Source organism: Acinetobacter sp. YH12241 (assembly GCF_013417535.1).
GTDB lineage: Bacteria > Pseudomonadota > Gammaproteobacteria > Pseudomonadales > Moraxellaceae > Acinetobacter.
Map to the genome: position 1 here is coordinate 1 of NZ_VPDQ01000012.1, position 17,762 is coordinate 17,762.

At 42.0% G+C, this 17,762-nt stretch carries 17 protein-coding genes; 15 read left to right on the forward strand and 2 right to left on the reverse strand.

From position 1 onward, the window contains the following. The first annotated feature begins 327 nt into the window (after positions 1–327). From FTV18_RS08730 to FTV18_RS08740, 3 genes are all read left to right on the forward strand, one after another. Positions 328–777 (forward strand): hypothetical protein, encoded by a 450-nt coding sequence (locus FTV18_RS08730; RefSeq protein ID WP_004783858.1) that lies wholly within the window; start codon positions 328–330, stop codon positions 775–777. Between the two features lie 155 nt (positions 778–932). Further along, positions 933–1,937, forward strand: coding sequence for an LLM class flavin-dependent oxidoreductase (locus tag FTV18_RS08735; protein WP_004783860.1), 1,005 nt, complete (start codon positions 933–935; stop codon positions 1,935–1,937). Between the two features lie 280 nt (positions 1,938–2,217). Then, the gene (locus FTV18_RS08740) at positions 2,218–2,781 is read left to right on the forward strand and encodes a flavoprotein (protein ID WP_180017546.1); all 564 of its coding nucleotides are present in this window, start codon (positions 2,218–2,220) and stop codon (positions 2,779–2,781) included. A 243-nt stretch (positions 2,782–3,024) separates the two neighbouring features. Here the strand turns inward: FTV18_RS08740 and FTV18_RS08745 are convergent, their stop codons facing one another. Beyond that, positions 3,025–3,861, reverse strand: a complete 837-nt coding sequence (locus tag FTV18_RS08745) for a pyruvate, water dikinase regulatory protein (RefSeq protein WP_166134959.1) — start codon at positions 3,859–3,861, stop codon at positions 3,025–3,027. A gap of 154 nt (positions 3,862–4,015) precedes the next feature. On the opposite strand from FTV18_RS08745, the gene ppsA reads away from it, so the two are divergent. The 12 genes from ppsA to alr all read left to right on the forward strand — a co-directional run bounded on the left by ppsA (position 4,016) and on the right by alr (position 17,161). Next, positions 4,016–6,394 carry a phosphoenolpyruvate synthase gene (ppsA, locus tag FTV18_RS08750; RefSeq protein ID WP_004783865.1) on the forward strand — a complete coding sequence of 793 codons (2,379 nt, stop codon included), beginning with the start codon at positions 4,016–4,018 and terminating at the stop codon, positions 6,392–6,394. Between the two features lie 417 nt (positions 6,395–6,811). Beyond that, positions 6,812–7,618 carry an RDD family protein gene (locus FTV18_RS08755; RefSeq protein WP_004783867.1) on the forward strand — a complete coding sequence of 269 codons (807 nt, stop codon included), beginning with the start codon at positions 6,812–6,814 and terminating at the stop codon, positions 7,616–7,618. A 300-nt stretch (positions 7,619–7,918) separates the two neighbouring features. Beyond that, a complete protein-coding gene (cyoA, locus tag FTV18_RS08760; protein WP_005236020.1) occupies positions 7,919–8,995 on the forward strand; it encodes a ubiquinol oxidase subunit II in 1,077 nt (358 codons plus the stop codon). 3 nt (positions 8,996–8,998) lie between these two features. Next, positions 8,999–10,987 carry a cytochrome o ubiquinol oxidase subunit I gene (cyoB, locus tag FTV18_RS08765; protein ID WP_180017548.1) on the forward strand — a complete coding sequence of 663 codons (1,989 nt, stop codon included), beginning with the start codon at positions 8,999–9,001 and terminating at the stop codon, positions 10,985–10,987. Between the two features lie 4 nt (positions 10,988–10,991). Then, positions 10,992–11,615, forward strand: a complete 624-nt coding sequence (cyoC, locus tag FTV18_RS08770; protein WP_180017551.1) for a cytochrome o ubiquinol oxidase subunit III — start codon at positions 10,992–10,994, stop codon at positions 11,613–11,615. Continuing rightward, a complete protein-coding gene (locus tag FTV18_RS08775; protein WP_171064814.1) occupies positions 11,612–11,941 on the forward strand; it encodes a cytochrome o ubiquinol oxidase subunit IV in 330 nt (109 codons plus the stop codon). Before cyoC ends, FTV18_RS08775 begins: the two co-directional genes overlap by 4 nt. A 10-nt stretch (positions 11,942–11,951) precedes the next feature. Beyond that, positions 11,952–12,830, forward strand: a complete 879-nt coding sequence (cyoE, locus tag FTV18_RS08780) for a heme o synthase (RefSeq protein WP_180017553.1) — start codon at positions 11,952–11,954, stop codon at positions 12,828–12,830. A 284-nt stretch (positions 12,831–13,114) separates the two neighbouring features. After that, positions 13,115–13,501 (forward strand): 30S ribosomal protein S6, encoded by a 387-nt coding sequence (gene rpsF / locus FTV18_RS08785; protein WP_004696436.1) that lies wholly within the window; start codon positions 13,115–13,117, stop codon positions 13,499–13,501. Positions 13,502–13,513: 12 nt separating this feature from the next. After that, on the forward strand, positions 13,514–13,741 hold the full coding sequence (gene rpsR / locus FTV18_RS08790) for a 30S ribosomal protein S18 (RefSeq protein WP_004278792.1): 228 nt from the start codon (positions 13,514–13,516) through the stop codon (positions 13,739–13,741). A 9-nt stretch (positions 13,742–13,750) separates the two neighbouring features. Then, positions 13,751–14,197, forward strand: a complete 447-nt coding sequence (gene rplI, locus FTV18_RS08795) for a 50S ribosomal protein L9 (RefSeq protein ID WP_004783880.1) — start codon at positions 13,751–13,753, stop codon at positions 14,195–14,197. A 222-nt stretch (positions 14,198–14,419) separates the two neighbouring features. After that, positions 14,420–15,859: a replicative DNA helicase gene (gene dnaB, locus FTV18_RS08800; RefSeq protein WP_004783882.1), complete on the forward strand. Its 1,440-nt coding sequence runs from the start codon at positions 14,420–14,422 to the stop codon at positions 15,857–15,859. A gap of 231 nt (positions 15,860–16,090) precedes the next feature. Next, entirely contained in the window at positions 16,091–17,161 is a 1,071-nt protein-coding gene (alr, locus tag FTV18_RS08805; RefSeq protein ID WP_180017556.1) for an alanine racemase, read from the forward strand. Between the two features lie 62 nt (positions 17,162–17,223). Here the strand turns inward: alr and FTV18_RS08810 are convergent, their stop codons facing one another. Further along, the gene (locus FTV18_RS08810; RefSeq protein ID WP_180017558.1) at positions 17,224–17,655 is read right to left on the reverse strand and encodes a BLUF domain-containing protein; all 432 of its coding nucleotides are present in this window, start codon (positions 17,653–17,655) and stop codon (positions 17,224–17,226) included. Positions 17,656–17,762 lie beyond the last annotated feature (107 nt).

The window sequence follows — 17,762 nt, forward strand, 5'->3', positions numbered from 1 at the left end:
TCAGAATAATTCAAGTGAATTTGTTTGAAAGAAGAACTTTAAAAGCTTTATTTTCACCCGATAAAATACCCATAAAACAAGAGGAAGCTCAAATGAGCTTCCTCTTGTGAAAAATTGTGGGACAGCAATGCCTGTTTGGGTGCTTTTTTTATTGTATGTTCAACACATCCAAATTCATGTAATACATCAACTTATTCGAACAAGATCATGAATAAATTAAGGAGATAAAAATCACAATTCGCCAACACTGCCTCCATGCTATTTGACGGTTGCTAGATTAAATTTATCTCATCAACAAATACAGCTAGATATATAAAAGGTGTACTCATGAATTACAAATCTCTAATGATCGCTGTCGTAGCAACCTCAGCCATGGGTATGACAGCCGCCAATGCCGGAAATACAACGAATACGGCTTTAGCTTCTGCTTTGGGTGGTGTCGTTGGTGCCGCAGTGGGCAATAAAATGGGTGGTACAACTGGTGCAACAATCGGTTCTGCGATTGGCGGTGGTGCTGGTGCCGCAGTAGCAGCGAATAAACGTGACCGTAATGGTGCGATTATCGGCGGTGCTTTAGGTGGTGGTGCCGGTTATGCCGTAGGTAAAAACATGGCGGGTTCTAATGGCGGCTTAATTGGTGCTGCATTAGGTTCTGCTGGTGGTTCTGCCCTTGGTAAAAAAGTCAGCGAAGACCGTCGTTATGATGACCGTTATGACCGTCGCTATAGTTCAAAAAACTATCGTACTAGCAACTACCGTTATAACCACCGTCGCTAAGATTTCCTCTAATCACTTTTCCTCCTTGAATAAGCATCTTCGGATGCTTATTTTTTTGCCTGTTATTTTGGTTTACATATATATCGATTTTTTTCGATATACAAATACAATGCAAAGTCGTATGCTCTTAGTCATGTTTATTCAAGAGTAATATTATGCGTACGCTTACCGATACCCAGTTCTCTATTCTCGAACTGGTTCCAGTTCGTGACGATAAGACCATTCAATTCTCCCTGCAACATGCGTTGGAATTGGCCCAGACCGCAGAACGTCTAGGTTATAGCCGGATGTGGCTGGCCGAGCATCATAATATGGATGGTATTGCCAGCTCAGCGACTGCCGTTCTCTTAGGCTATTTACTGGCAAATACCAATAGCATCAAACTTGGTTCTGGCGGCATTATGTTGCCAAACCACGCTCCACTTGTAGTAGCAGAGCAATTCGGTACGTTAGCGACTTTATATCCAGATCGTATTGAACTGGGACTGGGTCGTGCTCCGGGTACCGATCAAATGACCATGCGTGCTTTGCGTCGTGGCCGCCAGGAAACTGAAGATCAGTTCCCGCAGGATGTTTTAGAAATTCTGCAATACTTTAAAGATCCGATTCCAGGCCAACGCATTGTGGCAACTCCAGGCCAAAGCACACACGTACCTGTGTGGTTATTAGGTTCGAGCCTGTTTAGCGCACAACTGGCAGCAAAACTTGGTCTACCCTATTCTTTTGCATCTCACTTTGCTCCGCGTATGCTTGGTCAAGCGATTCAATTGTATCGGGACAATTTCGAACCGTCTGAATATCTGGATCGTCCTTATGTTTCTATGGGCGTACCGACTTGTGTCGCAGATACAGATGAAGAAGCTGAATATCTGGCAACAAGTGCTTACCAGCGTGTCCTTGCCCTGATTCGCGGTCAAAGCCTGAAATTGAAAGCGCCGATTGATTCTATGGAAGGACTCTGGTCACCACCTGAAAAAATGTCTGTCGACAATTTCTTTGCCATGGCGCAAGTGGGTTCCAAAGAAACTGTTAAAGCCGGTTTGGAAGCACTCATAGCAAAATATGATGTAGATGAGTTTATCTTCACCTGTGACATCTATGACACAGAGAAACGTCTGCATAATTTTGAATTGCTGATGCAGATCAAAAACGGGCAATAATGCTGTCTTGCTTTGCCTAATTTATTCTGATCTATATACCCACTCTTAGGAATGGGTATATTTTTTAAAACTTTGTTTGAAAATTTTAAGTCTCCAAATAGATAAATCCATGTCTAAGATGGATCTCCTGCGCTTTAATACATCTATGTCTCATTAAAAATACAATAGAAAAAAGAATGACTGTCTAAGTTAAATTTTGAACTTTACCGCTCTAGGGCTTTTGTTAATATCTATAACAAAGCAAATAAGACCAATTATTAAATAATTTCAAGGAAAAACAATGTCTACCAAGCAGGATGCACACACGGGTATATTTGAGAATCGTCCCGAAAATTTCCAGCATTTTACTGGCATTAAAATGCCCTCTTCCCAGCTCGCTGAACTTGACTGTGCCGGAAAAGATATTGCGATTATCGGTACGGATCAATTTACCGTAAGCCAGCTCAACAAGATTAGCCAGCAAGCTCACTCAGTAAAAGTTTTTCAGATTAATCCGCAATTTGTATTGCCAGGTACTGAACGTGGTTTGCAGCGGTTATTAAATCACCCCTTAATCATTAAAAATCGACGCCTATTTAATAACCGCATTAAAAGCATTTTATCATTACGTTATCTAGAAAATCAGGTACAAAATTTATGGCTCAGACGCCAGCTCATGCCAAATCTTGCAGCCGCATCCAAAGTTTATCTTAAATCAGATCACTATTATGCTGCTCTGCAACGTGAAAATTGCCAGCTGATTACCTGGCCTATTGCAAAAATTTCCGAAAATAGTATTCATTGTATTAATGGAGATGAACATCAGGTTGAGCTAATTGTGCATACTTTTCAATCAGCAAGTTAATCTGTTTTTAGCACATAAGATTAAAAATTCGGAGTGTATTTGGAAAAATTTAGCTCTGCAAAATTGAATTTTTGATTTCATTGAATAGCAAAAAAGTTTAAAAAACAATCACTGCATTTTTTATTAAAATATTGAATATTTCAACAACTTATAATATTCATATTTTATTTCTATGAAAGCAGTATTTTTATTAATTTTTATCTATAAATCAGAGCCAAACTGAAGTCTGGCTCTGAATTCTTTTTAGCCAATTCGACGTTTTAGTCCTGTCATCTGTAAGACACGCGTTGAGATTTCTTCAATCGACATTTCCGAAACATTCAGGTACTTTATCCCTTCCGAAATATAGATGCCTTCAATTGCACGCAGTTCCATCTGACACTGGCTAAAGCTGGCATAACGGCTGTTGGCCTTACGTTCTGTACGAATTGCAACCAGACGTTCTGCATCAATCATCAAGCCAAAAAGCTTGTTTTTATGCGGTCTTAGCACTGCTGGCAGGCGGTTATCGTCCAGATCTTCTTCAGTTAGCGGATAGTTCGCTACACGAATTCCAAATTGCAGAGACAAATAAATTGAGGTTGGAGTCTTACCGGAACGCGATACGCCAATCAGGATCAGATCAGCCTTATCATAGTGACGCGTACGCGCACCATCATCATTGTCGAGCGCAAAATGTACGGCATCAATACGTGCCTTATAAGACTCAGAATCGGTCACCGCATGGGTCTGACCGACTAAAGTCGTAGGTTCAGTACCAAGCTCTTCTGATAATTTACTGATAAGCCCTTCAAAAACATCAAGATTTACTGCATTTGCAGTATTAATAATTTCACGCACATAGGGATCCACCAACGTATCGAAAACCAAAGGTTTTTGACCGTCTTTTTGGGCACGTTCATTGATCTCTGTGACCACATTCATGGCCGCTTCTTCAGAGCTAATATAAGGGATAATATGAATGTCAAAATCCACATGCGGAAACTGCGCTAACAGTGAGTGGCCAAGGGTTTCAGCAGTAATGGCAGTACCATCGGAAATAAAAAACACACTCCGCTGAATTTGTTTACCTTCTGACATTAAAATTCTCCTCAAACATTTGTCTTAGTACTATATAATCTTTATAGTAAACCGATCTTACATGACTGTCGCTTAGTAAAATCAAAAACCTAGAAGATTTGCTATACTCTCATGCCAAGATAGTGATTAATACTGCAAAAGTGGAGTAACAACTTTGGAAGCGCGCGTAATTGGTCTAGAAAAATTAGGGAAGCACGATGTTGAGCTTGTAGGTGGGAAAAACTCATCTCTGGGCGAAATGATCAGCCACTTATCTAATGCTGGTGTATCAGTACCAGGTGGCTTCGCAACAACAGCTGCTGCTTATCGTGAATTTCTCGAGCAAAGTGGCCTAAACGCTAAAATCAATGCAGAGCTTGCTGCACTTAACGTTGATGACGTCAATGCACTTGCTGAAACTGGTGCAAAGATTCGTCAATGGATTGTGGAAACTCCACTTACTGCTGAACTGGAAAAGGAAATTCGTGCAGCTTTTGCAGAACTTTCAAACGGCAACCCTGACATCGCGGTTGCCGTTCGTTCATCTGCGACTGCAGAAGACTTACCTGATGCTTCTTTCGCAGGTCAGCAAGAAACCTTCCTGAACATTCGTGGTATCGATAACGTTCTGATCGCGATCAAAGAAGTGTTTGCATCTTTGTACAATGACCGCGCGATCTCTTACCGTGTACACCAAAACTTTGCGCATGACGTGGTTGCTCTTTCTGCAGGCGTACAACGTATGGTTCGCTCAGAAACTGGTGCTGCTGGTGTAATGTTCACTCTAGATACTGAATCAGGCTTCCGTGATGCAGTATTCATTACAGCTTCTTATGGCTTGGGTGAAATGGTAGTTCAGGGTGCAGTAAACCCGGATGAATTCTATATTTCAAAACCGCTTCTAAATGCAGGCAAACACGCTGTACTGCGCCGTAACTTAGGTTCTAAACACCAGAAAATGATTTATGGTGAAGAAGCCGCTGCGGGTAAATCAGTTGTTGTAGTTGATGTAGAAAAAGCGGATCGTCAACAATTTGCATTGAACGATCATGAACTGCAAGAATTGGCTAAGCAAGCACTGATCATTGAAAACCACTACGGTTCTCCAATGGACATCGAGTGGGCGAAAGACGGTGATGACGGCAAAATCTACATCGTTCAGGCGCGTCCTGAAACTGTGAAGAGCCGTGAAAATGTCGGCACGATGGAACGCTACCTGTTAAAACAACGTGGTACTGTAATCTGTGAAGGCCGTTCAATCGGTCAACGTATCGGTTCTGGTAAAGTCCGCATCGTAACTTCAATTAAAGAAATGGACAAAGTACAAGACGGTGATGTACTTGTATCTGATATGACTGACCCGGATTGGGAACCAGTAATGAAACGTGCTGCTGCGATTGTAACTAACCGTGGTGGTCGTACTTGTCACGCTGCAATCATTGCACGTGAGCTTGGTGTTCCAGCTATCGTAGGTTGTGGTAATGCAACCGAAGTCCTGGTTGACGGTCAGGAAGTAACTGTATCTTGTGCTGAAGGTGATACTGGTTTCATCTACGAAGGTGCATTGGATTTCGAAATCCAAACCAACTCTATCGAATCTATGCCAAAACTTCCGTTCAAAATCATGATGAACGTAGGTAACCCGGATCGTGCATTTGACTTCGCACAAATTCCGAACGAAGGTATTGGTCTTGCTCGTCTAGAGTTCATCATCAACCGTATGATCGGCGTGCATCCTAAAGCATTATTGAACATCGATAGTCTGCCACGTGAAACTCGTGCTGCTGTACTTGCCCGTACTGCAGGTTATGCATCTCCAATCGAATTCTATGTAGAAAAACTGGTTGAAGGTATCTCTACGCTTGCTGCTGCGTTCGCTGACAAACCAGTGATCGTACGTATGTCTGACTTCAAGTCAAACGAATACGCTAACCTGATCGGCGGTAAACTGTACGAACCTGAAGAAGAAAACCCAATGTTGGGCTTCCGTGGTGCAAGCCGTTATGTATCTGACAACTTCCGTGACTGCTTCGAACTTGAATGCCGTGCACTGAAAAAAGTTCGTGACGAAATGGGCCTGACTAATGTTCAAATCATGATCCCGTTCGTACGTACTGTTGCTGAAGCTAAACGTGTTATTGAGCTATTAGGTCAAAACGGTCTGAAACGTGGTGAAAATGGTCTTAAAGTGATCATGATGTGTGAATTACCAACTAACGCTTTGTTAGCTGAACAGTTCCTTGAACACTTCGATGGTTTCTCTATCGGTTCAAACGACTTGACTCAATTAACACTTGGTCTGGACCGTGACTCTGGTATTGTTTCTCACTTGTTTGATGAACGTGATCCAGCAGTAAAAGCGCTTCTTTCTATGGCCATCCATGCTTGCCGTAAAGCAGGCAAATATGTAGGTATCTGTGGCCAAGGTCCTTCTGACCACCCAGATCTTGCACAATGGCTGATGGAACAAGGTATTGAATCTGTATCTCTTAACCCAGACTCAGTATTGGATACCTGGTTCTTCCTGTCTGAAGAGAAAGCTCAAAAGGCTTAATTCACTCTATAAGAAAAGACCCTTTCATAGGGTCTTTTTTTATGTTCTCAATATTACCTAGATACTGTCTTAATCACATTTATAGTTAAGCGGTTAATCATATGTTTTTTGATTTAGCTGAAATCAAATTATTTATATAAGCATAAGCTTCTTAGTGTAATGACAAACAAATACCAACAAACAGCATGATAAAAAATTGCATAATTAAATTTAAGTGAATTTTCACATCTTGATAGCAAAATCATCAATCCTTGCTACACTGTCTCAATTATGGAGGAATTTGGTGATGAACATTCTTGAAAATCCTAAACTTATCCATATATTACACTTATATTCTTTTATTTGTTTTCAGCCTGAAAATACTTAAACTCCTAGTTCAATTTTTGTCTAAATTTATATTTTTGAGATTCAGTTTATATGCAGATTTACTTGGCACGAAATAATCAACAAGCTGGCCCATATACGCTCGAGCAATTAAATCAGATGCTTGCCAACCAACAGGTACTTCTGACTGATTTGGCTTGGCATCAAGGTATGACCGAATGGAAAGCTTTAGGTGAACTCACCCAAGGGAAACTGATCTATCAGCCTGAAGGCTATGTAGCACCAGAAACGCCAGCGACACCAGTCTATCAGGCTCCACAGAACACAAATGAGTCAAGTACAGACCATCTTCGTGCCCGCAGTTCTCAAAATGTTGCAGCAAAAAAAGAACTGGCGAGTATTCCAAGCCGTATTTTAGCCAAGATTGTGGATCTGCTTTTATGGCTGCCTGCGACGTTTATTTTGACCGCATTTTTTACTCCTGAACAGGAAACCCAGTTTGCACAACTGAACCAGGAGTTTATGAATGTGATGTTAAGTAGTGACGCTGACCCTGCTCTGGCACAGCAACTACAAACTCAGATGTTTGACATGTTTTCACAACAGGCATGGATTGCGACTGCAATTTACCTGGTGATCATGCTCGCTATTCAGGCCTTTCTGATTGCCAAATCGGGTCAAAGTATCGGTAAAAAACTGACTAAAATTAAGATCGTAGATGCCGAGACTGGTGAAAAAACCAGCTTGATGCGCGCCTTCACTATTCGCAGTGTATTCTTTATTTTCCTGAATATTATCTTCATGCCACTCAGCACAATCATTGACTGGGCGTTCGGTTTAGGGCAAAAACGTCAAACCGTGCACGATAAACTGGCAAAAACCCAAGTCGTTAAACAATAATTAGTTCTGCCATAAAATGGGATGTTTTGGCATCCCATTTTCCTACATAACTTTGAAATTACAATAAAATTCCTATAAATATTCTTGAAACCCGACCAACAAAATCAGTTTTTATTACAGTCATTTAAAGCACCTTTATATATAGCTTAGTTTGGCAATATCAGGCATAATGCCCTACAACGTAGCGGTGTATTATGATTAGAAGGGTGTTTTGTAAAAAACGGCCTCTTTTATCATGCGACACTTTAATCGCTATCCCATATTAAATTAGGGAATGGGACTCTTCACCGAGGTTGTAAAATGAGACAAACGATTTTAGCTGTATTGTCTTTATCAACGATGGCTGCACTTTTAACAGGGTGTGGTGGTGATCTAGTACTTCTGAACTCTAAGGGTCCAGTTGCTGAAGGCCAAAGTAGCCTGATGATGACTGCGATTTACTTAATGCTGTTGGTGGTAATTCCATCAATTATCATGGCATTATGGTTCGGTTGGAAATATCGTGCATCGAATAAAGACGCAGACTATAAACCTACATGGGCACACTCTACTGCGATTGAAATTGTAGTTTGGGGTATCCCTGTCATTATTATTGGTATTTTAGCTTGGTTAACTTGGTGGGGTTCCCACAAGTACGACCCATACCGCCCACTTGAGGCAGATAAAGCACCATTAACAGTTCAGGTTATTGCTGAACAGTTCAAATGGATCTTCATCTACCCAGAACAAAACATTGCGACTGTAAACGAAATTCGCTTCCCAGAGAAAACTCCGGTAAGTCTTCGTTTGACTTCTAACTTCACGATGAACTCATTCTTCATCCCTGCGTTAAGTGGTCAGATCTATGCAATGGCGGGTATGCAAACTCACCTGAACTTAATGGCAGACGAAACTAGCCCAGCTGAAGGCTACCGCGGTTTCTCTTCTAACTATTCAGGCTATGGCTTCTCACAAATGCGCTTCCGTGCACATGCTGTGACTGATGCTCAGTTTGCTGAATGGGTAGCTGCAGTTAAAGCAGGTAACGGTACTTCAGTAAATCCAGAAGCAGTTCAAAAAACTGTTTTAGACCAAGCTGAATTTGCAAGCTTGCGTGACGGTAACCGTGGTAAACACCAAATCGAAGCGATTATTGCAAAAGCTACGACTCCTGAAGAGAAGGCTGCTGCTGAAGCAATGAAGCCTTACCCAACTAAGCCACATCCAGTGACTTACTACTCTTCTGTTGAGCAAGGTTTGTTTGAATCTGTGATCAATAACTACATGAGTAACTATCACGGTGCTGATCACTCAGCGTCTTCTGTTGCTCACCAGGAAGCAGCTGCTTCTGAAGCACATGTAGATGTTGAACATGCGACTGCTTCTCAAGGGGAATAAGACATGAGCTTATTAGGTAAGTTAGGTCCAGATGCAATTCCTTACGATCCAATCGTATTGGTCACTGTTGCAGCTATGATCTTAGGTGGTATCGCAGTTGTTGCAGGTATCACTTACTTCAAAAAATGGGGCTACTTGTGGAACGAATGGTTCACATCTGTAGACCATAAAAAAATTGGTATCATGTATATCTTCGTATCGATCGTCATGCTTTTGCGTGGTTTCGCCGATGCGATCATGATGCGTCTTCAGCTGTTCCTTGCTAAAGGTGGCGGCGAAGGTTACTTACACCCTGAACACTACGACCAGATCTTTACTGCTCACGGCGTAATCATGATCTTCTTCGTGGCAATGGGTCTTGTTGTTGGTTTGATGAACATCTCTGTACCGCTTCAAATCGGTGCGCGTGACGTTGCATTCCCATTATTGAACTCTTTAAGCTTCTGGCTATTTGCTGGTGCTGCGGGTCTAATGATGGTTTCACTTGCGCTTGGTGAGTTCGCTGCGACTGGTTGGATGGCTTATCCTCCACTGTCTGGCATTGAATACTCTCCTGGTGTTGGTGTTGACTACTACATCTGGGCGCTTCAGGTTTCAGGTCTTGGTACACTTCTTACTGGTGTTAACTTCTTCGTTACCATCATTAAAATGCGTGCGCCTGGCATGAAACTTATGGACATGCCAATTTTCACTTGGACAGCTCTTGTAACTGCGGTTCTGATCGTTGCAACATTCCCAGTATTAACTGCGACGATTGCAATGCTTTCTCTTGACCGTTACTTCGGTTTCCACTTCTTCACAAACGACTTAGGCGGTAGCCCAATGTTGTACGTGAACTTGATTTGGACTTGGGGTCACCCAGAAGTATATATCTTGGTATTACCAGCTTTTGGTATTTACTCAGAAGTTACTGCGACGTTCTCTCGCAAAACGTTGTTCGGTTACAAATCAATGGTGTACGCAACTGTAGCAATTGGTGTTCTTTCACTGGTTGTTTGGGTTCACCACTTCTTTACCATGGGTGCAGGTGCCAACGTTAACGCGTTCTTCGGTATCATGACCATGATTATTGCGATTCCTACTGGTGTGAAAATCTTCTCTTGGTTGTTCACCATGTATAAGGGTCGTATTACCTATACAACACCAATGCTATGGACACTTGGCTTCCTTGTGACTTTCGGTATCGGTGGTTTAACAGGTGTATTAATGGCAGTTCCACCAGCGGACTTCCTTGTACACAACTCTTTATTCTTGATCGCTCACTTCCATAACGTAATTATCGGTGGTGTAGTGTTCGCGATGTTCGCAGGTATCATCTTCTACTGGCCGAAAATGTTCGGTTGGAGACTGAATGAGACTTGGGGTAAAGCAGCATTCTGGTTCTGGTTCTTCGGTTTCTACTTTGCATTCATGCCACTTTATATCCTTGGTTTCATGGGTATGACTCGTCGTTTGAATACATATGACAACCCAGAGTGGGATCCGTACTTAGCAATTGCTTTCTTCGGTTCTGTACTTATCGCGATCGGTTTATTCTGTTTCGTTATGCAAATCGTGGTTGGTTTCCTACAACGCGATCAACGTCTAGATTTGACTGGCGATCCATGGGATGGTCGTACGCTTGAATGGGCTACATCTTCTCCTGCTCCGTTCTATAACTTTGCTCATCTTCCAAAGATCAATGGTATTGATACTTTCTGGATCGAGAAAGAAAACGGTGTTGCTTATGCAAAACCTACGAAGTACGAAGATATCCATATGCCGACTAACCGTGCTGCTGGTTTCATTATCGCAATGTTCATCACTGTTATGGGCTTCGCGTTAATCTGGCACATCTGGTGGTTAGTAGCGGTTACTTTCGTAGCAGCTATCATTAGCTTCATCGTGTCTTCTTTCACCAAGAAAGTGGATTACTATGTTCCTGCTGCTGAAGTTGAGCGTATTGAAGGTGAACGTTATGCGATCCTTGAAAAACACTTGAAGAAGGACTAAGACCATGGCTGAAGTACTTCATCACGATAACCACGGACATGATGAGCATCATCATCATCACGATGATACCGACATCACTGTCTTTGGTTTCTGGACTTACTTGATGAGTGACCTTATCCTTTTCGGTACACTCTTCATTGCATTCGCTGTTTTAAGTAGCCACGTTCCATTAGGCACTCCAAGCGCGCGTGATCTGTTTGGTGATTCATTAGGCTTCGTTTTAACTGAAACGTTTGCCCTCTTGATCTCTTCCGTAACTTTTGGTTTTGCCGTTCTAGCTGCCTACAAGAAAAACGTTGGTCAGGTTCTTACCTGGTTAGCGATCACTTGGTTATTCGGTGCTGCCTTCATCGGTATGGAACTTTATGAGTTCAATCATTTAGTTCATGCTGGTCATGGCCCTAGCACTTCTGCGTTCCTGTCTTCGTTCTTTACGCTGGTAGGTACGCACGGTATCCACGTGACTTCAGGTTTGGTATGGATGATCGTGTTAATGATTCAAATCAAGAAATATGGTTTGACTCTACCTAACACTCGTCGTCTTGCGTGCCTAAGCTTGTTCTGGCACTTCCTTGACATCGTATGGATCTGTGTATTCAGCGTAGTTTACTTGATGGGAGTTCTATAATGAGTCATGATCATAACGCTGCTGGCGAATCACACGGTAACATGAAGCAATATACTGTTGGCTTCATCCTGTCTGTTGTCCTTACTGTAATTCCATTCGGTATGGTCATGGCAGGTGGTTTTAGCCGCGGTATCTTGATTACTGCTATTGCAATTACTGCAGTCGCTCAGATTCTTGTGCAATTAATTTACTTCTTGCACATGAACTCTTCTTCAGAGCAACGCTGGAACGTAATTGCATTTGTGTATACCATCTTAACCATCGCTATTCTTTTAGTGGGTTCTGTATGGATCATGAACTACCTGCACTACAACATGATGATCTAAACTGGTTGTCATGCTGAAAAAGTATTTATTCCTGACTAAGCCAGGAATTCTCTTCGGTAACTTTGTTACCACTTTGGGTGGCTACTTCGTAGCCACTCAAGGTTCTGTAGATTTCCTTCTCCTGCTTCTTACCCTTATTGGTACTACTCTAGTAGTGGCATCAGGATGCGTGGTCAATAACGTTATTGATCAGGACATCGACCAAAAAATGCAGCGCACTCAAAATCGCGCACTTGTCAAAAAAACCATATCTGTACCTGTTGCTCTCGCCTTTGCTTTTGTATTGGGTCTGATCGGTTTTGGCATTTTATGGTTCTGGGTAAATGCATACGCTTTCCTATTCGCAGTTATTGGTTTTGTCGTATACGTTGGTTTTTACAGCTTATGGACAAAACGAACAACTATTCACCAAACACTGGTAGGCAGTATTTCTGGCGCAGCACCGCCTGTGATCGGCTATACCGCAGTTGCAAGCCAGTTTGACCTGGGTGCCCTACTGATTTTTCTTGGGTATGCACTCTGGCAAATGCCTCATTCATGGGGAATTGCAGTTTACCGTTTTGAAGATTACAAAAATGCAGGCATTCCAATTCTGCCTGTCGCCCGTTCAATTCGACGCACCAAGATCGAGTCTTTGATCTACGTGATATTGTTCGGAATCACCATGAATGCTTTATTTGTTTATGGTTATGCAAACTGGATCTATCTGGTGATATTGAATCTGATGACGCTTTACTGGATCTATCTCAGTATTCAGGGCTTTAAAGCTGAAGATGATCAGGCATGGGCAAAACAGTATTTCATGTTCTCGGTCAAACTGATTACCGTGATCAGTATTATTTTCAGTTTTACTTCTACTGCCCCACAGAATCCAATCATATTTTTTTAAGAAGATAGAGTTTTACTCTATCTTTTTTATTTCTCCTGCTAAATACCTAATTCCTTTCAAGCTTACTTAAAGTAACTTTGTTTCTTCTAGAAATTTCCCTCTTGTAAATTTTTCATTTGTTTCCATACCTACTTAAACATTCATCATCTGGCAAGATTTGCTTGTATTTCAGCCCCAAAACCACTAAACTTCACGCTTCGCATATTATGCGACACAACCAAGGTTGTGACTCCTTGCTTCAATTTCACTTAAATTGGGGCTGTTTAAACCGTAAGGAGCTGACAATGCGTCACTACGAAATCGTACTATTGGTACATCCAGACCAAAGCGATCAAGTTGTGGGTATGGTAGAACGTTACCTAACTCACATCAAAGAAGCTGAAGGTCAAATCCACCGTCTTGAAGACTGGGGCCGTCGTCAATTGGCTTACCCAATCAACAAGATCCACAAAGCTCACTACATTCTGATGAATGTTGAGTGTGGTCAAACTACTCTTGATGAGCTAGAAGAATTGTTCCGTTATAACGATGCAATCATTCGTAGCCTTATCATCCGTCGTGAAAACGCTATCACTGAAGAGTCACTATTGGCTAAGAGTGCTGAAGAAAAACGTGCGCGTAAAGCTCAACGTGAAGAAGCACAACAAGCTCAAGACTCTGCTGAAGCATAAGGAGAACCTAACATGGCACGTTTTTACCGTCGTCGCAAGTTCTGCCGCTTTACAGCTGAGAACGTTACGTACATCGACTACAAAGATATCGACACTTTAAAACAGTACATCACTGAAAACGGCAAGATTGTTCCTAGCCGTATTACAGGTACTAAAGCTCGTTACCAACGTCAGCTAGCACTTGCTATCAAACAAGCTCGCTACTTGTCTTTGATCCCTTACACTGACAATCATAAGTGAGGTTGAGCTGTGGATATTATCTTATTACAACGCATTAAAAACCTTGGTAAACTTGGTGATAAAGTTTCAGTTAAAGCTGGTTACGGCCGTAACTACTTGATCCCTCAAGGTAAAGCAGTTGCAGCTACTGAAGCTAACACTGCTGCTTTTGAAGCTCGTCGTGCTGAACTTGAGAAACAAGAAGCTGAAGTATTAGCTGCTGCTCAAGCACGTGCTGACCAATTGAACGAAGTTAACATCGTAATCACTGCGAAAGCTGGTGATGAAGGTAAACTGTTCGGTTCAATCGGTACTCGTGACATCGCTGACGCGTTGACAAATGCTGGTCTTACAGTTGACCGTGCTGAAGTTCGTCTTCCAAATGGCGCGCTTCGCAACACTGGTGAATTCAACATCGCAATCCAATTGCACCATGATGTTGCTGCAGAAGTTCTGGTTACTATCGTAGCTGAGTAATTTCTCACCGAAAAAAGGGCATGCTTTGGCATGCTCTTTTTTTATCTCTAAAAAATATAATCTGCTCAAGCTCAACAGTAGAAAATTCAATTTATTCTTCGTGTTCACAAAAAATTGCACTTCGCATTTTGGATCAGACCGCGTATCATTTCATCTCGTAGTGAATAAACCTTATTCATCTCCGACAATATTTAACCATTGTATTTAAAATCAGGGATTTATATGTCACAGGCGAATGCCAGCAAAAAGGCACCTACCGCTAAACCAGAAATTGTTGCTGATACCCAACTTAAGGAGTTCCGTACTCCCCCGCACAATTTAGCGATTGAACAGGCTGTACTTGCTGCCCTTATGACTGTGGCTGAATCTTTTGAACAAGTCGGCGATGTGCTGACTGAAAATGATTTTTATGCGACCCGGCATAAATATATTTTCCGTGCCATTGAACAGCTTTCTAAGGAAAACTCGCCTTATGATGCAGTACTGGTTCATGACTGGCTGATCAAGCAGAACTTACTCGATGCGGTCGGTGGTGAAGAATATTTAATGCAGCTGATGGCTGATTCGCCTTCGAGTTTCTATAACCTGGAAACCTATGCCGGCAAAATTAAAGAGTTCTCTACTTTACGTAGCATGATCAAGGTCAGCTCTGAAATTTTACAGAATGCCTATGACACTAAAGGCCGTCCGGTGAGTGAAATTCTGGATCTGGCTGAAACCAATATTTTCTCGATTGCCGAACAACATAACAACAATGCCAAGGCTCAAGGCCCAAAAGCGATTAATACCGTTGTAGCTGATGTATTCGATAAGCTAAATGAACTCTCTCAGCTTGAAGGTTCAATTACTGGTCTAACCACCGGTTTTGTGGAACTGGACAATAAAACCTCCGGTATGCAGGCCGGCGATTTAATTATTGTCGCAGCCCGTCCCTCTATGGGTAAAACCACCTTTGCCATGAACCTGGTCGAAAGTGTGCTGTTTAACAACAACCTTCCTGCGCTGGTCTATTCGATGGAAATGCCAGCGGATTCGATTGCGATGCGTTTGATTTCGTCATTTGGCCGTGTACATCAGGGTCACTTACGTGCTGGTAAAATGGACAGTGATGAATGGTCAAAAGTGACCAGTACCATTGTGCATTTACAGGAAAAGCATCTTTATATTGATGATTCCTCAGCACTACCACCAACTGAGGTACGTGCGCGTGCGCGTCGTATTGCCAAAATGCATGGCGGTAAGCTCGGTTGTATCATGGTCGATTATCTTCAGTTGATGAAAGTGCCGGGTATGGGTGATAACCGTGTAGGTGAGATCTCGGAAATTTCTCGAAGCTTAAAAGCCTTGGCTAAAGAGATGCAGTGCCCTGTGATTGCCTTATCACAGTTGAACCGTTCTCTAGAGAACCGTCCAAACAAACGCCCGGTGATGTCTGACCTTCGTGAATCTGGTGCGATCGAACAGGATGCCGACTTGATCATGTTTATTTACCGTGACGAGGTTTATAACAAGGAATCGAAAGAAGCCGGCACTGCCGAGATTATTATCGGTAAACAGCGTAATGGTCCAATTGGTACCGTACGTCTGGCATTTGAAGGTCAATATACCCGTTTCAGTAACCTCTCTCCTGAGTTCTATGCCCAGTATGATGATGAAGAGTAAGTATTCAAGTTTGATCTGAGTGTAGAAAAGAGGCCGAAATGGTCTCTTTTTTATTTAGAATGCTTGCTGTGCATGAAATTATATAAATGAGCATGTCCATTTATAGTAGATAGGTCTACAATATTCACAATTTTGAAATGACCGCTTTTGTTTTCACAATCCTGTTATTTCTCTCCCTGTTTTGTGTGTTCCACACGATATTATTTTTGTCATCCCGCAGGAGTATCTAGGGTGCGCCAAGCTACAGTTTATATTGACAGTGAAGCACTGCAATATAATTTAAACCGTGTCAAACAACTTGCCCCAACCGCTAAAATCGTCAGCATGGTCAAAGCCAATGCTTACGGACATGGAGTTAAAGACTGCTTAGCAGCCTTAAAAGATAGTGATGCCTTTGGTGTCGCCTGTCTGGAAGAAGCGCTGGAAATTCGTGAACTCGGCTACCAGCAACCCATTACGCTGATCGAAGGCATTTTCTCTGCAGATGAAATGCAGGTTGTGATCGATCAGAATATTGAAGTCATTGTGCATCATCAGCCACAACTGGATTGGTTACTGGCAAATAAAGAAGCCTATATTGCGAAAGGCTTAAAAGTTTGGGTAAAACTCAACAGCGGTATGAACCGTCTTGGTTTTAAAATTGATGTGATTAAAGATGTGATCAATCAACTAAAAGCAGAAGGTTTTACCTGCGTGCTGGCGATGCACTTTGCCAATGCTGATGCGGAACATCCACTCAATGAACAGCAAATCCAGCAGTTCCTTGAAGTGAAAAATGACTGCGCACCTTTAATGGGTTCTTGCTGTAATTCAGCTGCGATCTATAAATATCCAGAATTGCATTTTGACTTTGTGCGTCCAGGTATCATGCTTTACGGCGCGACTCCATTTGCAGACAAAACTGTACATGATCTGGATCTAAAACCAGTGATGACTTTCACAGCTGAAGTCATTGCACTAAACAACATCAAAGCGGGCGAACATGTCGGCTATGGTTCTACTTTCACTGCTGATCAAGATATGACTTTAGCCATTGTTTCTATCGGTTATGGTGATGGTTATCCACGTGCTTTCCCGAAACAGAACTATGTAGCGATTCATGGTCAGCAAACCCGTGTGATTGGCCGTGTGGCAATGGACATGATTGCCATTGATGCAACTGGTCTCAATCTGGAATTAGGTACTGAAGTCGAACTATGGGGCAAATCCCGTCTGGTTGATGATGTAGCTGAAGCCAATGGCACCATTGGTTATGAATTACTTTGCCGCATGTCTGCCCGCCCGGTACGCAAACTGGTTTAAAGAAAAACTAGCCAAAAATAAAAAAGCCCAATATAAATTGGGCTTTTTTATACGGTCAGTATTTAAGCTAATTTTTGCTCTTCATTTTCGATTAATGACAGTTCAAATAGTAAGGCATCTACTTGTTCCTGGTTAAAATCGCATGGTGTAAAAACTTCAAATCCCATCTCTTGGCAGAATTGTTGAATGGAACTGCGTTTAGAAATATATTTCATTGACCAGTCGCCAAAAGTACGCTGCTCAATCTCTTTGGTTTCAAACAGTTTAATATTTTTATGGCGTGGATCTTTAGACAGTCTCTCTGTCAGTAAAGCTTTTAAAACCAGACATTCCCCTTCCAGGCACTGGAAAAAATGTCCATCAGCAAAATAAAGCACCCCTGTTATTTGATTAGAATGATTAAAATCACGTGCTTCTTTAAGGATATCCGTTAAATCTTGAAGTAAGTCGGCTTTGGACGAGGTACTTTCACTGGCGTAACAAAATTGGTACATGCGGCTAACCTCTATTCTTATCTATGCAATATCGTATAAAAGTTAGCACTGTATACTAAACGGTCAATTTTTACTAATTCTTATAAGAAAAACTTATTTTCATTTTT